This window comes from Antarcticimicrobium sp. (assembly GCF_029212575.1).
Lineage (GTDB): Bacteria > Pseudomonadota > Alphaproteobacteria > Rhodobacterales > Rhodobacteraceae > Antarcticimicrobium.
On the sequence record NZ_JARGPK010000019.1, the window covers coordinates 1 to 20,595 of the forward strand.

The window sequence follows — 20,595 nt, forward strand, 5'->3', positions numbered from 1 at the left end:
TTCTGGAACACCATGCCGACCTTGGCGCGCAGCTGTACCGGGTCGACCTTGGGGTCATAGATATCCTCGCCGTCCAGCAGGATGTCACCCTGAACCCGGCAGATGTCGATGGTGTCGTTCATTCGGTTCAGGCAGCGCAGGAAGGTGGACTTGCCGCAGCCGGACGGACCGATAAAGGCGGTCACGGTCTTGTCCTCGATATCGACATCCACATCCTTGATGGCATGGGTGTCGCCGTAAAAAACCTGCACGTTGCGTGCCGAAATCTTGATGTCGGTCTGCTCCAAGGCACTCTCCGTTCTGGCTGTATCGTACATATTGGGTGTCCTCAGGTTCTTACCATTTTTTCTCGAACTTCTGGCGCAGGTAAATCGCGACGGCATTCATCGCCACCAGGAAGCCGAGCAGGATCAGGATCGCCGCCGAGGTCCGCGAAACGAAACCGCGTTCCGGGCTGTCCGCCCAGATGAAGATCTGGGTCGGCAGGGCGGTTGCGCTGTCAAACGGGCTCGACGGGGCCGAGGTGATAAAGGCGTTCATCCCGATCAGCAGCAGCGGCGCGGTTTCCCCCAGGGCCTGCGCCAGGCCGATGATGGTCCCGGTCAGCACGCCGGGCATCGCCAGCGGCAGGACGTGCTGGAACACCACCTGCTGTTTCGAGGCGCCGAGGCCAAGCGCGGCCTCGCGGATCGAGGGGGGCACCGATTTCAGCGCCGCGCGGGTGGCGATGATGATCGTCGGCATGGTCATCAGCGCCAGTGTCAGCCCGCCGACGAAGGGCGCCGAGCGCGGCAGCCCGAACCACCCGATGAAGACCGCCAGCGCCAGCAGACCGAACACGACAGAGGGCACGGCGGCGAGGTTGTTGATGTTCACCTCGATGAAATCGCTCAGCTTGTTCTTCGGCGCGAACTCTTCGAGATAGATCGCCGCGCCGATCCCCAGCGGGAACGAGATCAAAAAGCAGGTCAGCAGCGCCCAGAACGACCCGGCCAACGCCCCCTTGAGGCCCGCAAGTTCCGGAAACCGGGAGTCCGCATTGGTGAACAACGCCCAGTTCAGGGGCTTTGAAATCGCCCCCTGCGCCTTGAGCGCGTCGAAGAACGCGATCTCGTTGTCCTTCACCCGGCGGTTCTGTTCCGGCGTGTTCCGGTCGATCAGATTCTTGTTCAACTGGTCATAGGGGTCGGAGACCGGCACCCGCATCGAGATGGTCTTGCCGATCAGCGCGGGATCGGCCACCACCATGTCGCGCAGCTTGAACTGGGCGCCGTTGGACAGGATCCGCTCGACCGACTTTCTGACCGCGCGTTGGCTCATGTCGGCTTCGGGGAGCATCCGGCCCAGCGAGGCGCCGAGCGCATCGTCGAAACCGCCGCGCGGCAGCCGCTCTTCGGGGATCTCTTCGGGATCGACGAAAACCTCCAGCGTCACATGGGTCTGGGTAAAGGCCTGCCAGCCGGAGGAGACCAGCGATCCCACCAGAATGGCCAGCATCAGAAAGGCCACGCCGATGGCCCCGAGGCCGATCCATTTCAGCCGGGCCTCCTTTCGATGGCGGCGCTTGAGCGAGGCCGCGACAAGCTCGGTGCTGCTCTTCGGGGTCGGGGCGCCCGGGGCGCTTGTGATATCGGACATCTCTGAGGCCTCAATCATAGGCTTCGCGGTACTTGCGCACGATGCGCAGCGCGAAGACGTTGATCATAAGGGTGACAAGAAACAGCATCATCCCGAGCGCGAAGGCGGCCAGCGTCTTCGGGTTGTCGAACGACGTGTCTCCGATCAGGAGCGTGACGATCTGCACCGTGACTGTGGTCACGCTGTCGAGCGGATTGATGGTCATCTTCGCGATCAGGCCGGCGGCCATGACCACGATCATCGTCTCGCCGATGGCGCGGCTGACGGCCAGCAGCACACCGCCGACGATGCCGGGGATCGCGGCGGGAAACAGCACCGTCGTCATCATCTCGGCGCGGGTCGCGCCCAGCCCCAGCGCGGCGTCCCGCAGCGCACCCGGCACCGCCGAAAGCGCGTCGTCGGCAAAGGAAGAGATGAACGGAACCAGCATGATGCCCATGACGCCGCCGGCGGCGAGCGCGGTATTGGGCGCCACGTCCACACCGAGCGACTGCCCGAAAGAGCGGATCGCCGGGGCGACGACCAGAATGGCGAAAAAGCCGTAGACGACCGTGGGCACGCCGGCGAGGATTTCCAGAACCGGCTTGATCGTGGCCCGCAGTTTGCGGGGCGCGAATTCGTTGAGGTAGATCGCCGAGAACAACCCGACCGGCACCGCCACCAGCAGCGCCACCACCGTGATGACGATCGTGCCCAGGATCACCGGGATCCAGCCGAAGGCACCCTCGGCGGCGATCTGATCCTCGCGCAGCGGGATCTGCGGTTCCCAGTTCAGCCCGAAAAGGAACTCGGTCAGCGGGACGCGGTCGAGAAACCGCACCGTCTCAAAGGACAGCGACACAATGATACCGATGGTGGTGAAAATGGCGACCGTCGAACAGAAGATCATCAGCCCCGAAACGATGTGCTCGACCCCCTGACGCGCGCGGAACTCGGCCGAAACCCGCGACCGCGCGAAAACGAGGATGGCCAGGGCGACAATCGCCACAACCGCAATCATCCACCAGTCGGCCTGGGCCCGGAGCGCGCTGTATCTCTCTGCGGCGGCGAGTTTCCAGTCCTCCGGCGTGCCGAAGATCTGGCCGCGCGAGATTGACTTGATCTCGGCCAGAACAAGCTGCACCGCGCCGGTCCCCTGCCCGTCAAGCATGCCATCGGGCAGACCGGACATCACCATGCGGTCGATGACCGACCCTTCCAGAACCAGCCACAACAGGATGATCGTCAGGACCGGGACCAGCACCATCAGGGCCGAGTACAGCCCGTGGTAGGACGTCATCGAATGCAGGCGGGCCCCATTGTCCCGGATCGTCCGGGCGGCCATGCGGTTGAGCACATACCCGGCCAGCGTTGCCAGGATCAGCAGGAGAAAGGGGATGGCTGTCATGTTCGGGCGCTTTCCAGAAATAGATCCCCGGGCCGAAACCGCGGCCCGGGGTGGAGGTCTTCGCTACAGCTTATTTGGGCGCTGCCATCGACGCGCCGTTCAGGACCGCGTCCTGAAGATCGGCGCGGCGGTCCTCCGACAGGGCCACCAGGCCACGCTCGGACAGGTAGCCACCGGCTTCCAGCGCGTCATCCGACATGTATTCCTCGATGAAGGCGTCGAGGTTCGGGATCACGCCGCGGTGCGCGTTCTTGACGTAGAAGAACAGCGGGCGCGACACCGGATAGGACTTGTCGGCGATGGTGTCGGTCGAGGGCTCGACGCCATTGATCTTGACGCCTTTCAGCTTGTCCAAGTTCTCGTACAGGAACGAGTAGCCGAAGATGCCGACAGCATTGGTGTCAGCTTCGAGACGCTGAACGATCAGGTTGTCGTTCTCGCCGGCTTCGACAAAGGGGCCGTCCTGACGCATGCGCGAGCAGTTTTCCTTGACCCATTTCTTATCCTTGTTCAGGCCCTGCTCCTGAACCCAGGCGTTGTGCTTGCAGCCCTCGTGCATCGCCAGTTCGACAAAGGCGTCGCGGGTGCCCGAGGTCGGCGGCGGGCCGTAGGCCAGGATCTCGGTGGCGGGCAGGCTGGCGTCGATGTCCGACCACTTCATGTAGGGGTTGGCGACCATCTTGCCATCGACCGGCACTTCGGCGCCAAGCGCCAGGAACACCTGCTCCAGCGACAGGTCCCAGTCAGCGTCGTTGCTGCGCGAGACGGCGATCGACAGGCCGTCAAAGCCGATCATCGCTTCGGAAATGTCGGTCACGCCGTTTTCTTGGCACAGATTGTATTCCGATTTCTTCATGGCGCGCGATGCGCCGGTGATGTCGGGATGACCTTCGCCGATGCCACCGCAGAAAATCTTCATGCCGCCGCCGGTGCCGGTCGATTCGACGATCGGGGACGGGGCGCCGGTGTTGTTGGCGAACTGTTCGGCGACCGCTTGCGTGTAGGGGAAAACGGTGGACGAGCCGACGATCCGGATTTCATCGCGGGCAGCGGCGGCCGTGGCCGAAACGGCGCCAAGGGCCAGGGCGGAAACCGTCAGTTTGACAAAGGACATGTTTGTCTCCTTGGAATATGTAAAAGCGACCACCCTCATGGTGATCTTGCGCCCCTCCTAGTGAGCCTGCGTGAGGCTTTTGTGACAGCTGTGTAACAGTTACATGACAGCGGAACGGAAAAACGCGGTTAACCGCCGAAAAAGCCCTGTCCGCACAGTGGGTTTCCCTTGTCTAGGTTTCTCCGACAAATCCAGGGCGCGGACTATTTTGGTAAAATGACCGTGAAAACAGCGCCTTGCCCCAGTTCGCTTTCCACCCGCAACCGGCCGCGATGGCGATTGATGATGTGTTTCACGATCGCCAGCCCCAGCCCGGTTCCCCCCAGTTCGCGCGACCGGTGACTGTCGGCGCGATAGAATCTCTCGGTCAGCCGCGGCAGATGCACCGGGGCGATTCCCGGCCCCTTGTCGATCACCTGCACCCGGGCGCCGGGGCCGCGCACCGCCGGGTCGCGCTCGGAGGCCGAGACCACGACGTCGACGCGTCCACCCGACCCGCCGTATTTGATCGCGTTCTCGATCAGGTTGGTAAAGACCTGCCGCAACTGGTCGGCGTCGCCGGTCACCATCACCGGCTCCTCGGGCGCGGTAAGGTCGAGTTGGACGCTGGCGCCATCGGCCAGCGGACGCAGCGAATTGAGCGTCTCGCGCAGCATCCCGGTCAGGTCCAGCTGTTCCTTGGGCCGGACCCGTTCCTCGCTTTCCACACGGTTGAGCGACAACAGGTCGCCCACCAGCCGGTTCATCCGCCCGGCCTCGCCCTCCATGATCTTCAGAAACCGGTCGCGCGCCGCCGCATCCTCGCGCGCCGGGCCGCGCAGGGTCTCGATGAACCCCATCAGCGCGGTCAGCGGTGTGCGCAACTCGTGGCTGACATTGGCGACGAAATCGCGCCGCATCTGCACCGCCTGCTCCAGATGGGTGACATCCTGGAAACTGACCAGAACCGCCCCGCCCTGCACCGCGCCGATGCCGTTCACATAGCGGCAGATCACCTCGTACGAGATGTCCTGCGCCCCGTCGCTGGACTGCATCCGCGCCTGGTGCGGGCGCTTGTCGCGCAACCCCGCCTCGATGGCGTCCATCACGGTGGGCTGGCGCAGGATGGTGGCGAAATGGCGCCCGGTGATCTGCTGGCCAAGCAGGGTCAGCGCCTCGGGATTGGCCGCGATGATACGTTCGGTCTGATCCACCATCAGCGCCGGCAGCGGTACCGCCGCAAGGAACTCTGCGTTCACGTCGCCCTGCACTGCCGTCATCCCCGCTGCCTTCGCGCCCTTTTCCAGGTCTTCACCCTGCTCCATTCATGTAACTAGGATACGGCAGTTGCTGCCGTCACAGCCTCGGAAAAGACCTGAAGCAGCGCATCTGGCTCTTCCAGCCCGACCGAGACCCGGAAGAACCCCTCCGTCAGCCCCTGCGCAGCGCGCTCCTGCGCGGTCATTCCCCGGTGCGACGAGGACGCCGGATGAGACAGCGTGGTGCCCACGTCTCCCAGCGTCGGGGCAAAGCTCAGCCCCTCGGCGCCGCGCGCAAACGCATTTGCCGCCGCCCGTCCGCCCTCCAGCTCGAAACTGACCATGTTGCAGCCCTGCCCCCCCAGCAGGACCGCGGCTCGGTCATGATCCGGGTGATCGTGCCGCAGCGGATAGATCACGCGTTTGACCCCCGGCAACCCGGCCAGGTGATCGGCCAGCGCCACCGCCGTCGCCTGCGCCCGGTCAAAGCGCAGATCGAAGGTCAGCATCCCGCGCTCGGCCAGCCAGCAATCGAACGGGCTGGGCGTGAGGCCCGTGGTCACCGCAAAGACGCGCATTTTCTCGGTCAGTTCGGGATCGCGCGCCACCGCATAGCCCAGCATCACGTCGGAATGGCCCGACAGCAGCTTGGTCACCGAATGGATCACGATATCGGCGCCGTGATCGAACGGGCGGATCGATTTCGGCGTGGTAAAGGTGTTGTCCACCGCCAGCAGCACGCCGCGCGCCTTGCACAGCGTCGCCAGCCCGTCCAGATCGGCCACCCGCAGCGTCGGGTTCGACACCACCTCGACCAGCACCATCCGCGTCTCGGGCCGGATCGCCGCCGCGACGGCCGCCACGTCACCGGGATCGGCGAGCGTGGTGGTGATGCCCATGCGCGGCAGGTCCTCCTTCATCAGCCTCAGCGACCGACCATAGAGCTGGTTGCCGCCGATCGCGTGATCGCCCGCGTTCAGCAGCCCCATCAGAACGGCGGTAACCGCCGCCATGCCCGAGCCGGTCACCACACCGCCCTCGGCCCCCTCCATCGCGTCCAGCCGCCTGGCCACCACATCGGCGTTGGGATGCCCCTCGCGCGAATAGGTATAACCGTGCACGCGGCCCTCGTATTGCGCATCCAGCTCATCGGGACTTTCGCTGGCATAGACAACCGAGGGGCTCAGCGGCGTGACGACTGGCCGGCTCACGCTCTCGGGAAGCGGATCGGGGCGGACCAGCGAGCCTTTGGAGTTCTTCATTTTTTCACGGCCTTCATCTCGTCGCGGAACTTGCGCATGTTGTCCTGGTAATGCAGCGCGCCCTTGCGCATGCGTTGGGCGTGATCTTCGCTGATCTCGCGCACCACCTTGCCCGGCGATCCCATCACCAGCGAATTGTCGGGAATCTCCTTGTTCTCGGTCACCAGCGCACCGGCCCCGATCAGACAGTTCCTGCCGATCTTCGCGCCGTTCAGCACGGTGGCGCCCATCCCGACCAGCGTTCCGTCGCCGATCTCGCAGCCGTGCAGCATCACCTTGTGGCCGATGGTGCAATCCTTGCCGATGGTCAGCGGATAGCCCGGGTCCACATGCATGACGCAATCCTCCTGCACGTTGGAGCCTTCACCGATGCGGATCTCCTCGTGATCGGCGCGGATGGTGGAGCCGAACCAGACCGAGGATCCGGCCTCCATCACCACCTTGCCGATCAGGTTGGCATCGGGGGCGACCCAGGTGTCGTCGTGGATCTGCGGGGCGTCCCCGCCCAGGGCGTAAATGGTCATGAAAGCTCCTCGAATTCGGCCTGCAATGTGCGCACATGCGCTAGAAGGTTCGGTTGCTGGGTACGACGCAGGCGGGTCGCCGAAATGATGGTCCGCAACCGTTTTTCAGTGGCATTCAGATCGTCGTTGATCAGCACGAAATCGTAATAGCCCCAGTGACTGATTTCCGCCCAGCTCTTCTCCATCCGGGCGCCGATGGTCTCTTCGCTGTCGGTGCCCCGTTCGATCAGACGGCGGCGCAGTTCCGGGATCGAGGGCGGCAGCAGGAAGATCGACAGCGCGTGCTGGGCCAGATCCGAATTGCGGATCTGCACCTCGCCCTGCCAGTCCACGTCAAAAAGCACGTCCTGCCCGGAATTGATCGCTTCCTGCACAGGGGTCTTGGGCGAGCCGTAGTAGTTGCCGAACACATGCGCGTGCTCCAGCATCTCGCCCTCGTTCACCTTGCGCTTGAAGCTGTCCTCGGTCAGGAAATAGTAATCCTCGCCATCCACCTCGCCCGGGCGCGGCTTGCGGGTGGTGGCCGAGACCGAAAACCGGATCGACGGGTCCCAGTCGCGCAGCCGCTTGGCCAGCGTCGATTTCCCTGCCCCCGAGGGCGAGGACAGGATGATCAGCAGCCCGCGTCGCTGTGCCGTGACCTGTGCCATGTCATGTTCCCTTTCAAATCACTCGACGTTCTGGACCTGCTCGCGCATCTGGTCGATCACCGCCTTGAGCTCCAGCCCCACCTTGGTCAGTTCCGCGTTCTGCGACTTGGAACATAGGGTATTGGCCTCGCGGTTGAACTCCTGCATCAGGAAATCCAGCTTGCGGCCCACCGCGCCGCCGGCGTCCAGCAATTCGCCTGCCGCGCCGACATGGGCGCGCAGCCGGTCCAATTCCTCGGTGACATCGGCCTTGACCGCCATCATCGCCAGTTCCTGCGCCACCCGGTCGGGATCAGCACCCTCGGCATTGTCCAGAATGCGCCGCAGGTTGCCGCGCAGGGTCTCGGCCACGGCGGGTTTGCGCGCCTCGGCCAGCACCGCGGCCCGTTCGACCAGCCCGCTCACCTGCACAAGCTGGCCGCGCAACAGCTGCTCCAGCGCCCTGCCCTCGGCCCGGCGCATGGCGAGAAAATCCTCGATCAGGGGTTTGAGCTCGGCCCGCAGCTGCGCGGTCAGCGCGGCGGTGTCCTCGTCGCCGGCGGCGGCCTCCATCATGCCGCGCAGGCCCAGCAGATCGCTGGCCTTGGACGGCGCCAGCGTCACGCCCCGCGCCATCGCCTCTTCCTCGATCCGCGCCAGCGCGTCGAGTGCTGCGGCCAGCACATCTTCGTTCACCGCCGCTCCCGCCGCCGCGTCGCTGCGCATCAGCCGCAGCGACAGGGTGACGTTTCCGCGCGCAACCGCCTTGGCCAGATCCCCGCGCAGCGCCGCCTCCAGCCCCTCCAGCCAGTCCGGCACCCGCAGCCGCAGATCCAGCCCCTTGGCATTAACGCTGCGCAGCTCCCAGCCCCAGGAATAGTCGCCACGCTCGCCCTTGGCCGAGGCAAATCCCGTCATCGATCTGATCATGCGCCGCGTCCCCCGAGTCCGCATTCGTTCGGTTTTCACGGCAAGTAATGGCAATGCGGCAGGCAGGGCAAGCCCTACGGCAGAGGTCGGCGGGTCGGGGTGATTAACCACCTATTAAGGAAAAGCTCCAAAATTGAGCGGAATTGTGGCAAGTTAACGGCGAAGTAACCACGCTGGCCGCTTGGTCGGCGAATCTGGAAACGCCCCGTGGCGGGTAGTGACGGCGAGTGGAGAGGACGGCAAAGATGCGGCGGACAGGTCTTCCCCCGACCGGGGATCACGGCGACGACAAGATCGTCGTTCTCGATCGCTTCCGCAGCGGCCGCAGCCTGTCGCCGCTGCGCCAGGCCGAGGCCTATTGGCTGGCGCTCGGTGACCCCGACGGCGACACCGGCACGGTGCCGCTTCGCAGCCAGATCGACCCGCGCGCGATCAGCAACATCCTCGGCCACTGCTTCATCCTGCAACGCATCGGACGGCGCACCGCCCGTTTCCGCCTGGCTGGTGAGCATCTCAACCATCTGGCCGGAATGGACCTGCGCGGCACCCCCTTCACCGCGCTGTTCGGCTACGATTTCCGGGCCGATGCCGGGGCGATCCTGCAACGGGTGTTTTCCGGCCCCTCCATTGCCGAATTGCGGCTGGACCGGCCTGCGTCGGCTGAGGGTCCGCTGATCGAGGGGCGGATGCTGCTGCTGCCGCTGGCCACCGAGGCGGGCGACGTGGCCCGCGCGCTGGGTGTGATGGTGGCCGACACCGACAGGGTGCATCCGCCGGTGCGGTTCGACATTTCCAACAAGCTGCTGCGGCCGGTGGCGCGCGGCGCCGCCGTGTCAGCCCCGGCCCTGCCGGCAGAGCCCGACCGCCAGGACGAACCGGGAATTGTCGAACCGGGATTTGCCGAACCCGGACCGGCCCCTCTCACCCAACCGCCCTATCTGCGGCTGGTGAAATAGCCCGGCCCTGGTTTCTGCCCCGACTCCGGCCTGACCTTCTCTGGCCTGACCTTCCGGATCAGCCGACGGCGCGGGCGACCCGTTCGCTCCGCAATGCGCTCAGCTCCTCGGCCACCAGAAAGGCCAGTTCGAGCGACTGGCTGGCGTTCAGCCGCGGATCGCAGGCAGTGTGATAGCGGTCCGACAGGTTCGCCTCGCTCACCGCGCGCACGCCGCCGGTGCATTCGGTCACGTCCTGGCCGGTCATCTCGAAATGCACCCCGCCGGGCACCGTGCCCTCCGCCGCATGCACGGCAAAGAATTCGCGCACCTCGCGCAGCACCGAATCAAAGGGCCGCGTCTTGTAGCCGGTCGAGGATTTGATCGTGTTGCCGTGCATCGGGTCGCAGACCCAGGTCACGTTGGCGCCCTCTTCGCGCACGGTCTTGATCAGGCGCGGCAGATGCTCGCCCACGCCGCCGGCGCCGAACCGCGCGATCAGCGTCAGCCGCCCGGCCTCATTGTCGGGGTTCAGCTTGTCCATCAACTGCTTGAGGTCTTCGGCGGTCATCGTCGGACCGCATTTCAGCCCGATCGGGTTCAGCACCCCGCGGCAGAACTCCACATGCGCGCCGTCCGGCTGGCGCGTGCGATCGCCGATCCAGATCAGGTGGCCGGAGCCCGCCAGCCATTTGCCGGAGGTCGAGTCGAGCCGCGTCAGCGCCTCCTCGTACTCCAGCAGCAGCGCCTCGTGGCTGGTGTAGAAATCCACGGTCTGCAGCGTGTGCGCGGTGTCGTTCTTGACCCCTGCGGCCTTCATGAAGTCCAGCGTATCGGTGATTCGGCTGGCCATCTCGCGATAGCGCTCGGATTTCTCGCCCTCGGTAAAGCTCAGCGTCCAGCTATGCACCTGGTTCACGTCGGCATAGCCGCCGGTGGAAAAGGCGCGCAGCAGGTTCAGCGTGGCGGCGGCCTGGGTATAGGCCTGCAACATCCGCGCCGGATCGGGAATCCGCGCCTCCGGCGTAAACGCCAGGTCATTGACGATGTCGCCGCGATAGCTGGGCAGTTCGACCCCCTCGACCACCTCGGTCGGCGCGCTGCGCGGCTTGGCGAACTGGCCGGCCATGCGGCCCACCTTGATCACCGGCACCTTGGCGCCATAGGTCAGCACCATCGCCATCTGCAGCATCACCTTGAAAGTGTCGCGGATCGCATCGGCGCTGAATTGCTCGAAGCTCTCGGCGCAATCGCCGCCCTGCAGCAGGAACGCCTCGCCGCGCGATGCCGCCCCCAATTGCTGTTTCAGGCGACGCGACTCGCCGGCAAAAACCAGCGGCGGATATTTCGCAAGCTGGGCCTCGACCGCGCCCAGGGCCGCGGCGTCGGTGTAATCGGGCATCTGCACGCGCGGCTTGGCGCGCCAGTCCGATCTGGTCCACTCGGTCATTGCTTTTTCTCCGCTTGGCGTATCAGGGGGACGTTATACAAAAGGCAGGGACCAGAGGCCATATCCCTTTTGCGGCACTTGACGCCGCAAATAACGTCTGAGCAAGCTGTGGATCACCTCCGCCCCGGCTGGGGATTCGACGCGCAAACGGTTCGGGAACGCCACTATGACAGAGCAACGCGACGTTGTCGGCCAGGATCGCCAGGCGGGACGGCCGCGCCGTTTCGTCTTTGTGCTGCTGGACAATTTCACCCTGTTGTCCTTTGCCTCGGCGCTGGAAAGCCTGCGGATCGCCAACCGGATGGCGGGCACCCAGATCTATGACTGGCGCCTGATCGGCGAGGGCGGCGAGGAGAGCACCTGTTCGGCCGGCACCACCTTCAAGCTCGACGGCGATCTCGGCGAGTTGCAGCGCGACGACACCGTGCTGGTCTGCGGCGGCATCGAGGTGCAGAAATCCACCACCAAGAAGGTGCTGTCCTGGCTGCGGCGCGAGGCCCGCAAGGGGCTGGTGATGGGCGGACTATGCACCGCCGGATACACGCTGGCCAAGGCCGGGCTGCTCGACGGCAAGAAGGCGACGATCCACTGGGAGAACGCCGACAGTTTCACCGAGGAATTCGACGAGGTGCACCTGACCAAGTCGGTCTTCGTGATCGACGGCAACCGGATCACCACCGCCGGCGGCACCTCGTCGATCGACCTGATGCTGAAACTGATCGCCAACGACCTGGGCGAGGACCTGGCCAACGCCGTCGCCGACCAGTTGATCTATTCCTCGATCCGCACCGATCAGGACACCCAGCGCCTGTCGGTGCCGACCCGGATCGGCGTGCGCCACCCCAAGCTGAGCCAGGTGATCCAGATGATGGAATCCAATATCGAGGAACCGATCAGCCCCTCGATCCTGGCGCGCGACGTGGGCATGTCGACCCGCCAGCTCGAGCGGCTGTTCCGGCGCTACCTCAACCGCTCGCCGAAACGCTATTACATGGAACTCAGGCTGCAAAAGGCGCGCAACCTGCTGATGCAGACCGACATGAGCGTGATCAACGTGGCGCTGGCCTGCGGCTTTGCCTCGCCGTCGCATTTCTCGAAATGCTACCGGGCGCATTACAACACCACGCCCTACCGCGAACGCGGGGCGCAGGCGGCGCGTCTGTCGATCTGACATCGGCGCCCGGGCCGATCGTACGAAACACCCCCGAAACTCCCCGATTTGAAATCGCCTGACACCGGTGCGTCAGCGTGCGGGCGTCAGCCGATAGATCGCCCCCTGCCCCTCGGAAACCACCCAGATCGACCCGTCCGGAGCCTCGGCCACATCGCGCACCCGGTCCGTCGCCTTCCCCGAAATCCGCTCGACCTCGCGCAGCGGATTGCCCTCCAGCCGGCTGATCATGTCGAACTTGAGTGATCCGACGAAGAAATCGCCGCGCCACTCGGGCCAGAGCCGCCCGGAATAGATCATCACATCGGAGGGCGCGATCGAGGGATCCCAGAAAAACATCGGCTGTTCCATCCCGGGTTTCGCGCTGCCCTCGCCGATTTTCTCGCCCGAGTAGTGCCGCCCATAGGCGATCACCGGCCAGCCGTAGTTGGCGCCGCGCCGGATCCGGTTCACCTCGTCCCCGCCGCGCGCGCCGTGCTCGACCACCCAGAGCCGGCCCTGGCCATCCACCACCGCGCCCTGCGGATTGCGGTGGCCATAGGACCAGATCTCCGATTGCACGCCGGCCGCGCCGACAAAGGGGTTGTCACCCGGCACCGTGCCGTCGCGGTTGATCCGCAGGACGCTGCCGTTGTGATTGCCCCGGTCCTGCGCCGAGGGCCGGTCGCCGCGCTCGCCCAGGGTGACGAAGAGCGTGTCGTCCGCCGCCTCGACGATGCGGGAGCCGAAATGCCGTCCGCCACGGCTGCCCGGTGCGGCGGTGAAGATCGTGCGGACGTCGCGCAGCGCCCCGCCCCCGACATCCAGCCGCCCGACCGCAACCGCCGTGCCCGCCCCGCCGCCCGGCTCGGAGCGTGAAAAACTCAGGAAGACCGCGCGGCTGGTGGCAAAATCGCGCGGCACCATAACGTCGAGCAGCCCGCCCTGCCCGACCGCCGCGACCCTCGGCACGCCGCTGACCCGGCGCGCGGTCCCGTTCCGCACATGCAGCAACGCGCCGCCGCGCTCGGTTACCAGGTAGCCGCCTCCGGGCAGAAAGGCGATCGCCCAGGGCGCATCGAGGCCGGAAAGCACAAGCTCCGCCCGGACCGGCCCGGTGGAGGTTTCAAGCGTTTCGGCCTGCGCGCCGGCGCCGGTGAGCAGGCAGATCAGGACGTAGAACAGCAGGCGCATGGTCATTCCCCTTTGGCCCCCGACATCAAGGGTCATAGGGAAACTTAAGGCGGCCGCCGGCCGGGGAAACCCGCGTTCGCGGGAAAACAGGCCGGGTGACAATCCTTTAACGTTAGCGCTTTTCTTTTTGCCGCAGATTGCTAGGCTCGCTTCAGAACACATTGTTCCAACTTGGGAGTATAGACATGAAAAAACTGCTCATGGCCACTGCGGCCACCGCCCTGATGGCGGGGTCAGCCTTCGCGGCAAGCCACAGCAAGGAAGTCAAGATCGGCGTGATCCTGGGCTTCACCGGCCCGCTGGAATCGATCACGCCGGACATGGCGGCGGGCGCCGAGCTGGCGATGACCGAGGTAAACGAAGCCGGCACGCTGCTGGACGGCATGATGGTGACGCCGGTACGTGCCGACTCGACCTGTATCGACGCCGCCGCCGCCTCGGCCGCTGCCGAGCGCCTGATCACCTCAGACGGTGTCAAGGGCATCATGGGCGCAGACTGCTCGGGCGTGACCGGCGCAATCCTGTCGAACGTCGCGGTGCCTAACGGCATGGTGATGATCTCGCCCTCGGCAACCTCGCCGGCGCTGAGCCACCAGAACAACGAGGACAACGGTCTGTTCTTCCGCACCGCGCCGTCCGATGCGCGTCAGGGCGTGGTGATGACCGAGATCCTGATGGAAGAGGGCGTCAAGGAAGTGGCCGTCTCCTACGTCAACAACGACTATGGCAAGGGGTTGGCCGATAGCTTTCAGGCGGCTTTTGAGGCCGCTGGCGGCACCGTGACCCTCAGCGCCGCGCATGAAGACCAGAAAGCCGACTATTCGGCCGAGGTTGGCGCGCTGGCATCGGCAGGCGGCGAACGTCTGGTTGTGGCCGGCTATGTAGATGGCGGCGGCTCGGGCATCGTGCGCGCAGCCCTCGACACCGGCGCCTTCGATACCTTCCAGTTCGTCGACGGCATGGTCTCGGACACCCTGACCGCCAAGTTCAAGGGCGAGATCGACGGTTCCATGGGCCAGGTGCCGGGCACCGACAGCCCGGGTGCCGCGAACTTTGAAAAGATGGCCGGCGATGCCTTCAACCCCACCGGCCCCTTTGCCAAGGAAAGCTATGACGCCGCCGCGCTGATCATGCTGGCGATGCAGGCCGCCGGATCGACCGATCCGCAGGTCTACAAGGACAAGGTGATGGATGTGGCCAACGCGCCGGGTGAGCAGATCTTCCCGGGTGAGCTGGCCAAGGCGATCGAAATCCTGGCCGGTGGCGGCGACATCGACTATGTCGGCGCGACCGCGGTGGAACTGATCGGCCCGGGCGAAAGCGCCGGCAACTACCGTCAGATCACCTACAAGGACGGTGAGGAAGTCACCGTCAAGTTCCGTTGATCGACCGATTGGACATCTGACCAAGATCAGCCCGGGTGCTCTTGCATCCGGGCTGTTCCAATGACAAATGCCGCAGCCAGAAAAAAATGCGGCCAGGGGGTTACATGATCGTCGTCGAAGACGTCCATAAACATTTCGGCGGGTTCCATGCGGTCGACGGGGCATCGCTGGAAATCGCGGAGGGGTCCATCACCGGGCTGATTGGCCCGAACGGGGCCGGAAAGACCACGCTGTTCAACGTCATTGCCGGTGTGCTGCCGCCGACCTCGGGTCGGGTCACCATGGCGGGCGAGGACATCACCGGCCTGCCGCCGCATGACCTGTTTCACAAGGGGCTGTTGCGGACCTTCCAGATCGCGCATGAGTTCTCCTCGATGAGCTGCCGCGAGAACCTGATGGTGGTTCCGGGTGCGCAATCGGGCGAGACCCTGTGGAACACGTGGTTCGGCCGCAAGCGCATCGCCGAAGAAGAGCGCGCGCTGGCCGCCCGGGCGGACGAGGTGCTGGAGTTCCTGACCATCGAACATCTGGCCGACCACAAGGCGGGCCAGGTCTCGGGCGGGCAGAAAAAGTTGCTGGAACTGGGCCGCACCATGATGGTGGACGCGCGCATCGTCTTTCTCGACGAGGTCGGCGCCGGGGTGAACCGCACCCTGCTGAACACCATCGGCGACGCCATCATCCGGCTGAACAAGGAACGCGGCTATACCTTCGTGGTAATCGAACACGACATGGATTTCATCGAACGCCTCTGCGACCCGGTGATCTGCATGGCCGAGGGCAAGGTGCTGGCCGAGGGGACGCTGGCCGAGATCAAGGCCAACGAACATGTGATCGAGGCCTATCTCGGCACCGGTCTCAAGAACAAGGAAAAGGTCAGCGCCTGAAACGCGGGTCGTACCGGGCAAAATAGGCCGAAAAGAGAACGTGACAGATCGTTCCGATGGGGAAGCAAATGACAGCACACCAAAACCGCAGGGAACGCGGATGAGCAGCGGGAATTACGACGACCGCGGCAACAAGGACGCCAGCATCACCAACCCGAAGGGGCGTGGAGAGCTGAGCGCGCGTCCCGGCACCGGCCAGGTAATGGAGACCGCAAGCGCCTTTCTGATCGGCGACAGCATGACCGGCGGATACGGCAAGGGCCCCGATATCCTGCACGATTGCACCATCGCCGTGAACCCGGGCGAGATCGCGGTGATCGTTGGCCCCAACGGCGCCGGCAAGTCGACCGCGATGAAGGCGGTGTTCGGCATGCTCGACCTGCGCCAGGGATCGGTGCGGCTGGACGGAGAGGATATCACCGCCCTTTCGCCGCAGGACCGGGTGGTCAGGGGCATGGGCTTCGTGCCGCAGACCAACAATATCTTCACCTCGCTGACGGTCGAAGAAAACCTCGAGATGGGGGCCTTTATCCGCCGCGACGATTTCCGCGAGACGATGGCGCAAATCTACGACCTGTTCCCGATCCTGAAGGACAAGCGCAACCAGGCCGCAGGCGAGCTTTCGGGCGGGCAGCGCCAGCAGGTCGCCGTGGGCCGGGCGCTGATGACCCAGCCCAAGGTGCTGATGCTCGACGAACCCACCGCCGGCGTCAGCCCGATCGTGATGGACGAGCTTTTCGACCGCATCATCGAGGTCAGCCGCACCGGTATCCCGATCCTGATGGTCGAGCAGAACGCGCGGCAGGCGCTAGAGATCGCCGACAAGGGGTATGTTCTGGTGCAGGGGAGCAATGCCTATGCCGGAACCGGCAAGGAACTGCTGGCCGATCCCGAAGTGCGCAAATCCTTCCTGGGGGGCTGAGACATGGATTTCCTGAACGCCATCGTGGCGCTGTCCAACTTCGTCCTGGTCCCGGCCATCGCCTATGGCTCGCAACTCGCGCTCGGGGCGCTGGGGGTCACGCTGATCTACGGCATCCTGCGGTTCTCCAACTTCGCCCATGGCGATACCATGGCGTTTGGCACAATGGTGGTGGTCCTGGTCACCTGGTGGTTCCAGTCGATGGGGATCAGTTTCGGACCGCTGCCCACCGCGCTTCTTGCCCTGCCGTTGGGAATCCTGGGCTGCATGGCGCTTTTGCTGGTCACCGACCGGGTGGTCTATCGTTTCTATCGTGCGCAAAAGGCCAAGCCGGTGATCCTGGTGATCGTGTCGATGGGGGTGATGTTCATCCTCAACGGGCTGGTCCGCTTCATCATCGGCCCCGATGAACAGAGGTTCGCCGACGGCGAACGCTTCATCATCTCGGCCCGCGATTTCAAGGAGATGACCGGGCTGCGCGAGGGGCTCGCGATCAAGAGCACGCAGGGCATTACCGTGATCGTCGCGGTGATCGCGGTGGCGCTTTTGTTCTGGTTCCTGAACCGCACCCGCACCGGCAAGTCGATGCGCGCCTATTCCGACAACGAGGATCTGGCGCTGCTCTCGGGGATCAATCCCGAGCGCGTGGTGATGTACACCTGGTTGATCGTGGCGGCCTTGGCCACCGTGGCGGGCACGCTTTACGGGCTCGACAAGTCGTTCAAGCCCTTCGTCTACTTCCAACTGCTGCTGCCGATCTTCGCCTCGGCCATCGTCGGCGGGTTGGGCAGCCCGCTGGGCGCCATCGCCGGAGGTTTCGTCATCGCCTTTTCCGAGGTGACCATCACCTACGCGTGGAAAAAGGTGCTGGGCTACCTGATGCCCGAGGGGCTTGAACCCGACGGGCTGGTCCAGCTTCTGAGCACCGACTACAAGTTCGCGGTCAGCTTCGTCATCCTGTTGATCGTACTGCTGTTCCGGCCCACGGGCCTCTTCAGGGGGAAATCGGTATGAGCGCCGCCGTGAAAAACACCGTGCTGTTCGCCCTCGTCGGCGGGCTGATCCTGCTGACCGGGTTCATGCAAAGCTGGAACTCGGCGTTGTTGATCCTGAACATGGGGCTGATCTCGGCGATCATGGCGATCGGGGTAAACCTGCAATGGGGCTTTGCCGGGCTGTTCAACGTCGGCGTCATGGGCTTCGTGGCGCTTGGCGGTCTGGCGGTCGTGCTGGTCTCGGCCGATCCGGTGGGCGAGGCCTGGGCCGCGGGCGGCACGCGCGTCCTGCTGGGGCTGTTGCTGGGCGCGGCGACCGTGGTGGCCGCAGTTCTGGTCAACACGAGGATGCCCAGGGGCCGCGCCCGGGCGATCGCGACGCTGGCGATCCTGATCGGCGGCTTCTTTGTCTATCGCGGGGTGTTCGATCCCGGCGTGGAAGCGGTGGAAAAGGTCAACCCGGCCGGCACCGGCTTTCTCGGCGGGTTGGGGTTGCCGGTGCTGCTGGCCTGGCCTGCGGGCGGGCTGCTGGCCGCCGGTGCCGCCTGGCTGATCGGCAAGACGGCGCTGGGGCTGCGGTCGGACTACCTGGCCATTGCCACCCTGGGCATTGCCGAGATCATCATCGCGGTGATGAAGAACGAGGACTGGCTGGCGCGCGGGGTCAAGAACGTGGTCGGCCTGTCCCGCCCGGTCCCTTACGAGATCGACCTGCAGAACGATCCCGGCTTCGTCGACTCCGCGATCGGTCTCGGTTTCGACCCGGTCACCGCCTCGACACTCTACGTCAAGGTTGGCTATTCGGCGCTGTTCCTGGTGGTTCTCGTCATCCTGCTGTGGATGGCGCAAATGGCGCTGAAATCCCCCTGGGGCCGGATGATGCGCGCCATCCGCGATAGCGAGGTCGCGGCGGAGGCGATGGGCAAGGACGTGACCCGCAGGCATCTTCAGGTCTTTGTTCTGGGCTCGGCGATCTGCGGCATCGCGGGGGCGATGATGACCACGCTTGACGGTCAGCTGACGCCGGGCACCTACCAGCCTTTGCGCTTTACCTTTCTGATCTGGGTGATGGTCATCGTCGGCGGGTCCGGCAACAACTTCGGCGCGGTGCTGGGCGGGTTCCTGATCTGGCTGCTCTGGGTACAAGTCGAACCGATCGGGCAGTTCCTGATGGACGTCATCACCTCGGGCATGGCCGAAGACAGCGCCCTGCGCAGCCATCTTCTGGGCAGCGCCGCGCATATGCGCCTGCTCACCATGGGGCTGCTGCTGCTGCTGGTGTTGCGGTTCAGTCCAAGGGGGCTGATCCCGGAAAAGTGACCCGCGCGGCGGTGCGGCCTGGTCCGGCCGCCCCGCGATGCGTCCGGCGGGCATCGCCGCACCGGAAAGACGCGGCCCGGCCGGTCAGCGCCCCCGGAACAGCCCGCCGAGGATGCCGCGCACGATGCGGCGGCCGGTGGTGCCCTTCAGCTCCTTGATCACCGCCTCGGAGAGGGCCGAGCCGAAACTGTCCTTCTGCCGGCGTTGCGGCTGTGCGGTGGACCGGCCCACCCGACTGCCGGAAAAGCGGCGGGCGGTGTTGAACTCCCGCGCGACCGGGTCCGGCGCCGCCTCGGCCTGCGCTTCGGCCTCGGCGGCCTCTCCTGCGGCGGCCTCGGCCCGCTGGGCGAGGATCTCATAGGCCGAGCGGCGGTCCAGCGCGGCGTCGTATTTCCCGGACAGATCCGAGGTTGCCTGGACCGAGGCCCGTTCGGCGGCCGTGATCGGGCCGAGCTGCGACGACGGCGGGCGGATCAGCGTCCGCTCGACGATCCCCGGTGCGCCCTTTGCCTCGAGCATCGAGGTGACAGCCTCGCCGACGCCGACCTCGCGGATCGCCGCCTCGGTGTCGAAGCGCGGATTCTCGCGGTAAGTCTCGGCGGCCAGGCGCAGGTTCTTGCGGTCGCGCGCGGTGAAGGCGCGCAGCGCGTGCTGCACCCGGTTGCCGAGCTGGCCGAGGATATCCTCGGGGATGTCCGCCGGGTGCTGGGTGACGAAATAGACGCCGACCCCCTTGGACCGGATCAGGCGGGCCACCTGCTCGACCTTGTCGACCAGCGCCTTGGGTGAGTCGTCGAACAGCAGATGCGCCTCGTCGAAAAAGAACACCAGCTTGGGTTTGTCCGGGTCGCCCACCTCGGGCAGTTCCTCGAACAATTCGCTGAGCAGCCAGAGCAGGCAGGTGGCATAAAGGCCGGGCGCCGCCATCAGCTTGTCGGCGGCGAGGATATTGATCCTTCCCTGCCCCAGGTCATCGGTGCGCATCAGGTCCGACAGCTCCAGCGCCGGTTCACCGAACAGCTTGTCCGCGCCCTGGTTCTCGATCACCAGCAGGCGGCGCTGGATCGCCCCGACCGAGGCGATGGAGACGTTGCCATAGCGCAGCGACAGCGTGGCGCGATTCTCACCGATCCAGGTCAGCAGCGCCTGCAGATCCTTGAGATCCAGCAGCGGCAGCCCCTCTTCGTCGGACAGCCGGAAGGCGATGTTGAGAATGCCCTCCTGCGCGTCGGTCAGTTCCAGCAGCCGCGCCAGCAGCAGCGGCCCCATCTCGGCCACGGTGGTGCGCAGCGGGTGGCCCTGGTCGCCGAAGATGTCCCAGAAGGTGACCGGGAAGGCGCCATAGGTGTAATCGCCGAAGCCGATCTTCTCCGCGCGCGACTGGAACGCCTGGTGCAGCTTGAATCCGGGTGACCCGGATTTCGCCAGCCCCGACAGATCGCCCTTCACGTCCGATAGGACCACCGGCACCCCGGCGGCCGAGAATCCCTCGGCCAGGATTTGCAGCGTAACGGTCTTGCCGGTGCCCGTGGCCCCGGCGATCAGACCGTGCCGATTGGCATATTTCAGCGCCAGCCCCTGCCGGGAGGCATATTCGACCCCGCCGCCGCCCAGAAAGATCTTGCCGTCCAGATC

The 20,595-nt window shown here is 65.2% G+C and carries 19 protein-coding genes; 7 read left to right on the forward strand and 12 right to left on the reverse strand.

Going from position 1 to position 20,595, the window contains the following annotated elements; translation table 11 throughout:
• From P1U75_RS03110 to P1U75_RS03150, 9 genes are all read right to left on the reverse strand, one after another.
• Positions 1-317: ATP-binding cassette domain-containing protein (locus P1U75_RS03110; RefSeq protein WP_300239684.1), on the reverse strand; the 317-nt coding region annotated here is incomplete at its 3' end.
• A 19-nt stretch (positions 318-336) separates the two neighbouring features.
• The gene (gene pstA, locus P1U75_RS03115) at positions 337-1,638 is read right to left on the reverse strand and encodes a phosphate ABC transporter permease PstA (protein WP_300239686.1); all 1,302 of its coding nucleotides are present in this window, start codon (positions 1,636-1,638) and stop codon (positions 337-339) included.
• A gap of 10 nt (positions 1,639-1,648) precedes the next feature.
• Positions 1,649-3,025, reverse strand: a complete 1,377-nt coding sequence (gene pstC, locus P1U75_RS03120; RefSeq protein WP_300239688.1) for a phosphate ABC transporter permease subunit PstC — start codon at positions 3,023-3,025, stop codon at positions 1,649-1,651.
• 70 nt (positions 3,026-3,095) lie between these two features.
• Positions 3,096-4,139, reverse strand: a complete 1,044-nt coding sequence (locus tag P1U75_RS03125; protein WP_300239691.1) for a PstS family phosphate ABC transporter substrate-binding protein — start codon at positions 4,137-4,139, stop codon at positions 3,096-3,098.
• A 203-nt stretch (positions 4,140-4,342) separates the two neighbouring features.
• Positions 4,343-5,398, reverse strand: a complete 1,056-nt coding sequence (locus P1U75_RS03130; protein WP_300239921.1) for an ATP-binding protein — start codon at positions 5,396-5,398, stop codon at positions 4,343-4,345.
• A gap of 53 nt (positions 5,399-5,451) precedes the next feature.
• A complete protein-coding gene (locus tag P1U75_RS03135; RefSeq protein WP_300239693.1) occupies positions 5,452-6,639 on the reverse strand; it encodes an aminotransferase class I/II-fold pyridoxal phosphate-dependent enzyme in 1,188 nt (395 codons plus the stop codon).
• Complete coding sequence (locus P1U75_RS03140; protein WP_300239695.1) at positions 6,636-7,163, reverse strand: gamma carbonic anhydrase family protein; 528 nt, start codon at positions 7,161-7,163, stop codon at positions 6,636-6,638. Before P1U75_RS03140 ends, P1U75_RS03135 begins: the two co-directional genes overlap by 4 nt.
• Positions 7,160-7,813: a guanylate kinase gene (gene gmk / locus P1U75_RS03145; RefSeq protein WP_300239698.1), complete on the reverse strand. Its 654-nt coding sequence runs from the start codon at positions 7,811-7,813 to the stop codon at positions 7,160-7,162. Before gmk ends, P1U75_RS03140 begins: the two co-directional genes overlap by 4 nt.
• Positions 7,814-7,831: 18 nt before the next feature.
• Positions 7,832-8,722 carry a YicC/YloC family endoribonuclease gene (locus P1U75_RS03150; protein ID WP_300239700.1) on the reverse strand — a complete coding sequence of 297 codons (891 nt, stop codon included), beginning with the start codon at positions 8,720-8,722 and terminating at the stop codon, positions 7,832-7,834.
• A 245-nt stretch (positions 8,723-8,967) separates the two neighbouring features.
• Here P1U75_RS03150 and P1U75_RS03155 point away from each other — a divergent pair, with 245 nt between their 5' ends.
• Positions 8,968-9,678, forward strand: coding sequence for a PAS domain-containing protein (locus P1U75_RS03155; RefSeq protein ID WP_300239702.1), 711 nt, complete (start codon positions 8,968-8,970; stop codon positions 9,676-9,678).
• Between the two features lie 58 nt (positions 9,679-9,736).
• Here the strand turns inward: P1U75_RS03155 and P1U75_RS03160 are convergent, their stop codons facing one another.
• On the reverse strand, positions 9,737-11,107 hold the full coding sequence (locus tag P1U75_RS03160) for a class II 3-deoxy-7-phosphoheptulonate synthase (RefSeq protein WP_300239704.1): 1,371 nt from the start codon (positions 11,105-11,107) through the stop codon (positions 9,737-9,739).
• A gap of 166 nt (positions 11,108-11,273) precedes the next feature.
• Between P1U75_RS03160 and P1U75_RS03165 the strand changes: the two genes are divergently transcribed.
• Positions 11,274-12,278 (forward strand): GlxA family transcriptional regulator, encoded by a 1,005-nt coding sequence (locus P1U75_RS03165; RefSeq protein WP_300239706.1) that lies wholly within the window; start codon positions 11,274-11,276, stop codon positions 12,276-12,278.
• A gap of 72 nt (positions 12,279-12,350) precedes the next feature.
• Here the strand turns inward: P1U75_RS03165 and P1U75_RS03170 are convergent, their stop codons facing one another.
• Positions 12,351-13,451 carry a PQQ-dependent sugar dehydrogenase gene (locus P1U75_RS03170; RefSeq protein WP_300239709.1) on the reverse strand — a complete coding sequence of 367 codons (1,101 nt, stop codon included), beginning with the start codon at positions 13,449-13,451 and terminating at the stop codon, positions 12,351-12,353.
• Between the two features lie 185 nt (positions 13,452-13,636).
• Here P1U75_RS03170 and P1U75_RS03175 point away from each other — a divergent pair, with 185 nt between their 5' ends.
• From P1U75_RS03175 to P1U75_RS03195, 5 genes are all read left to right on the forward strand, one after another.
• Positions 13,637-14,836: an ABC transporter substrate-binding protein gene (locus P1U75_RS03175; RefSeq protein WP_300239712.1), complete on the forward strand. Its 1,200-nt coding sequence runs from the start codon at positions 13,637-13,639 to the stop codon at positions 14,834-14,836.
• A 104-nt stretch (positions 14,837-14,940) separates the two neighbouring features.
• Positions 14,941-15,723, forward strand: a complete 783-nt coding sequence (locus tag P1U75_RS03180; RefSeq protein WP_300239715.1) for an ABC transporter ATP-binding protein — start codon at positions 14,941-14,943, stop codon at positions 15,721-15,723.
• Between the two features lie 100 nt (positions 15,724-15,823).
• Positions 15,824-16,645, forward strand: a complete 822-nt coding sequence (locus tag P1U75_RS03185) for an ABC transporter ATP-binding protein (RefSeq protein WP_300239718.1) — start codon at positions 15,824-15,826, stop codon at positions 16,643-16,645.
• Positions 16,646-16,648: 3 nt separating this feature from the next.
• Positions 16,649-17,659 carry a branched-chain amino acid ABC transporter permease gene (locus P1U75_RS03190; RefSeq protein ID WP_300239721.1) on the forward strand — a complete coding sequence of 337 codons (1,011 nt, stop codon included), beginning with the start codon at positions 16,649-16,651 and terminating at the stop codon, positions 17,657-17,659.
• The gene (locus P1U75_RS03195) at positions 17,656-18,960 is read left to right on the forward strand and encodes a branched-chain amino acid ABC transporter permease (protein ID WP_300239723.1); all 1,305 of its coding nucleotides are present in this window, start codon (positions 17,656-17,658) and stop codon (positions 18,958-18,960) included. Before P1U75_RS03190 ends, P1U75_RS03195 begins: the two co-directional genes overlap by 4 nt.
• A gap of 84 nt (positions 18,961-19,044) precedes the next feature.
• Here P1U75_RS03195 and P1U75_RS03200 read toward each other — a convergent pair whose 3' ends face one another.
• Entirely contained in the window at positions 19,045-20,592 is a 1,548-nt protein-coding gene (locus tag P1U75_RS03200; RefSeq protein WP_300239923.1) for a helicase HerA-like domain-containing protein, read from the reverse strand.
• Between the last annotated feature and the right edge of the window lie 3 nt (positions 20,593-20,595).

Bases quoted from the DNA above. Each gene is read 5' to 3' on its own strand.
- pstA (WP_300239686.1), bottom strand. From the start codon at position 1,638: ATGTCCGATATCACAAGCGCCCCGGGCGCCCCGACCCCGAAGAGCAGC.
- pstC (WP_300239688.1), bottom strand. From the start codon at position 3,025: ATGACAGCCATCCCCTTTCTCCTGCTGATCCTGGCAACGCTGGCCGGG.
- P1U75_RS03125 (WP_300239691.1), bottom strand. From the start codon at position 4,139: ATGTCCTTTGTCAAACTGACGGTTTCCGCCCTGGCCCTTGGCGCCGTT.
- P1U75_RS03130 (WP_300239921.1), bottom strand. From the start codon at position 5,398: ATGACGGCAGTGCAGGGCGACGTGAACGCAGAGTTCCTTGCGGCGGTA.
- P1U75_RS03135 (WP_300239693.1), bottom strand. From the start codon at position 6,639: ATGAAGAACTCCAAAGGCTCGCTGGTCCGCCCCGATCCGCTTCCCGAG.
- P1U75_RS03140 (WP_300239695.1), bottom strand. From the start codon at position 7,163: ATGACCATTTACGCCCTGGGCGGGGACGCCCCGCAGATCCACGACGAC.
- gmk (WP_300239698.1), bottom strand. From the start codon at position 7,813: ATGGCACAGGTCACGGCACAGCGACGCGGGCTGCTGATCATCCTGTCC.
- P1U75_RS03150 (WP_300239700.1), bottom strand. From the start codon at position 8,722: ATGATCAGATCGATGACGGGATTTGCCTCGGCCAAGGGCGAGCGTGGC.
- P1U75_RS03155 (WP_300239702.1), top strand. From the start codon at position 8,968: ATGCGGCGGACAGGTCTTCCCCCGACCGGGGATCACGGCGACGACAAG.
- P1U75_RS03160 (WP_300239704.1), bottom strand. From the start codon at position 11,107: ATGACCGAGTGGACCAGATCGGACTGGCGCGCCAAGCCGCGCGTGCAG.
- P1U75_RS03165 (WP_300239706.1), top strand. From the start codon at position 11,274: ATGACAGAGCAACGCGACGTTGTCGGCCAGGATCGCCAGGCGGGACGG.
- P1U75_RS03170 (WP_300239709.1), bottom strand. From the start codon at position 13,451: ATGCGCCTGCTGTTCTACGTCCTGATCTGCCTGCTCACCGGCGCCGGC.
- P1U75_RS03175 (WP_300239712.1), top strand. From the start codon at position 13,637: ATGAAAAAACTGCTCATGGCCACTGCGGCCACCGCCCTGATGGCGGGG.
- P1U75_RS03180 (WP_300239715.1), top strand. From the start codon at position 14,941: ATGATCGTCGTCGAAGACGTCCATAAACATTTCGGCGGGTTCCATGCG.
- P1U75_RS03185 (WP_300239718.1), top strand. From the start codon at position 15,824: ATGAGCAGCGGGAATTACGACGACCGCGGCAACAAGGACGCCAGCATC.
- P1U75_RS03190 (WP_300239721.1), top strand. From the start codon at position 16,649: ATGGATTTCCTGAACGCCATCGTGGCGCTGTCCAACTTCGTCCTGGTC.
- P1U75_RS03195 (WP_300239723.1), top strand. From the start codon at position 17,656: ATGAGCGCCGCCGTGAAAAACACCGTGCTGTTCGCCCTCGTCGGCGGG.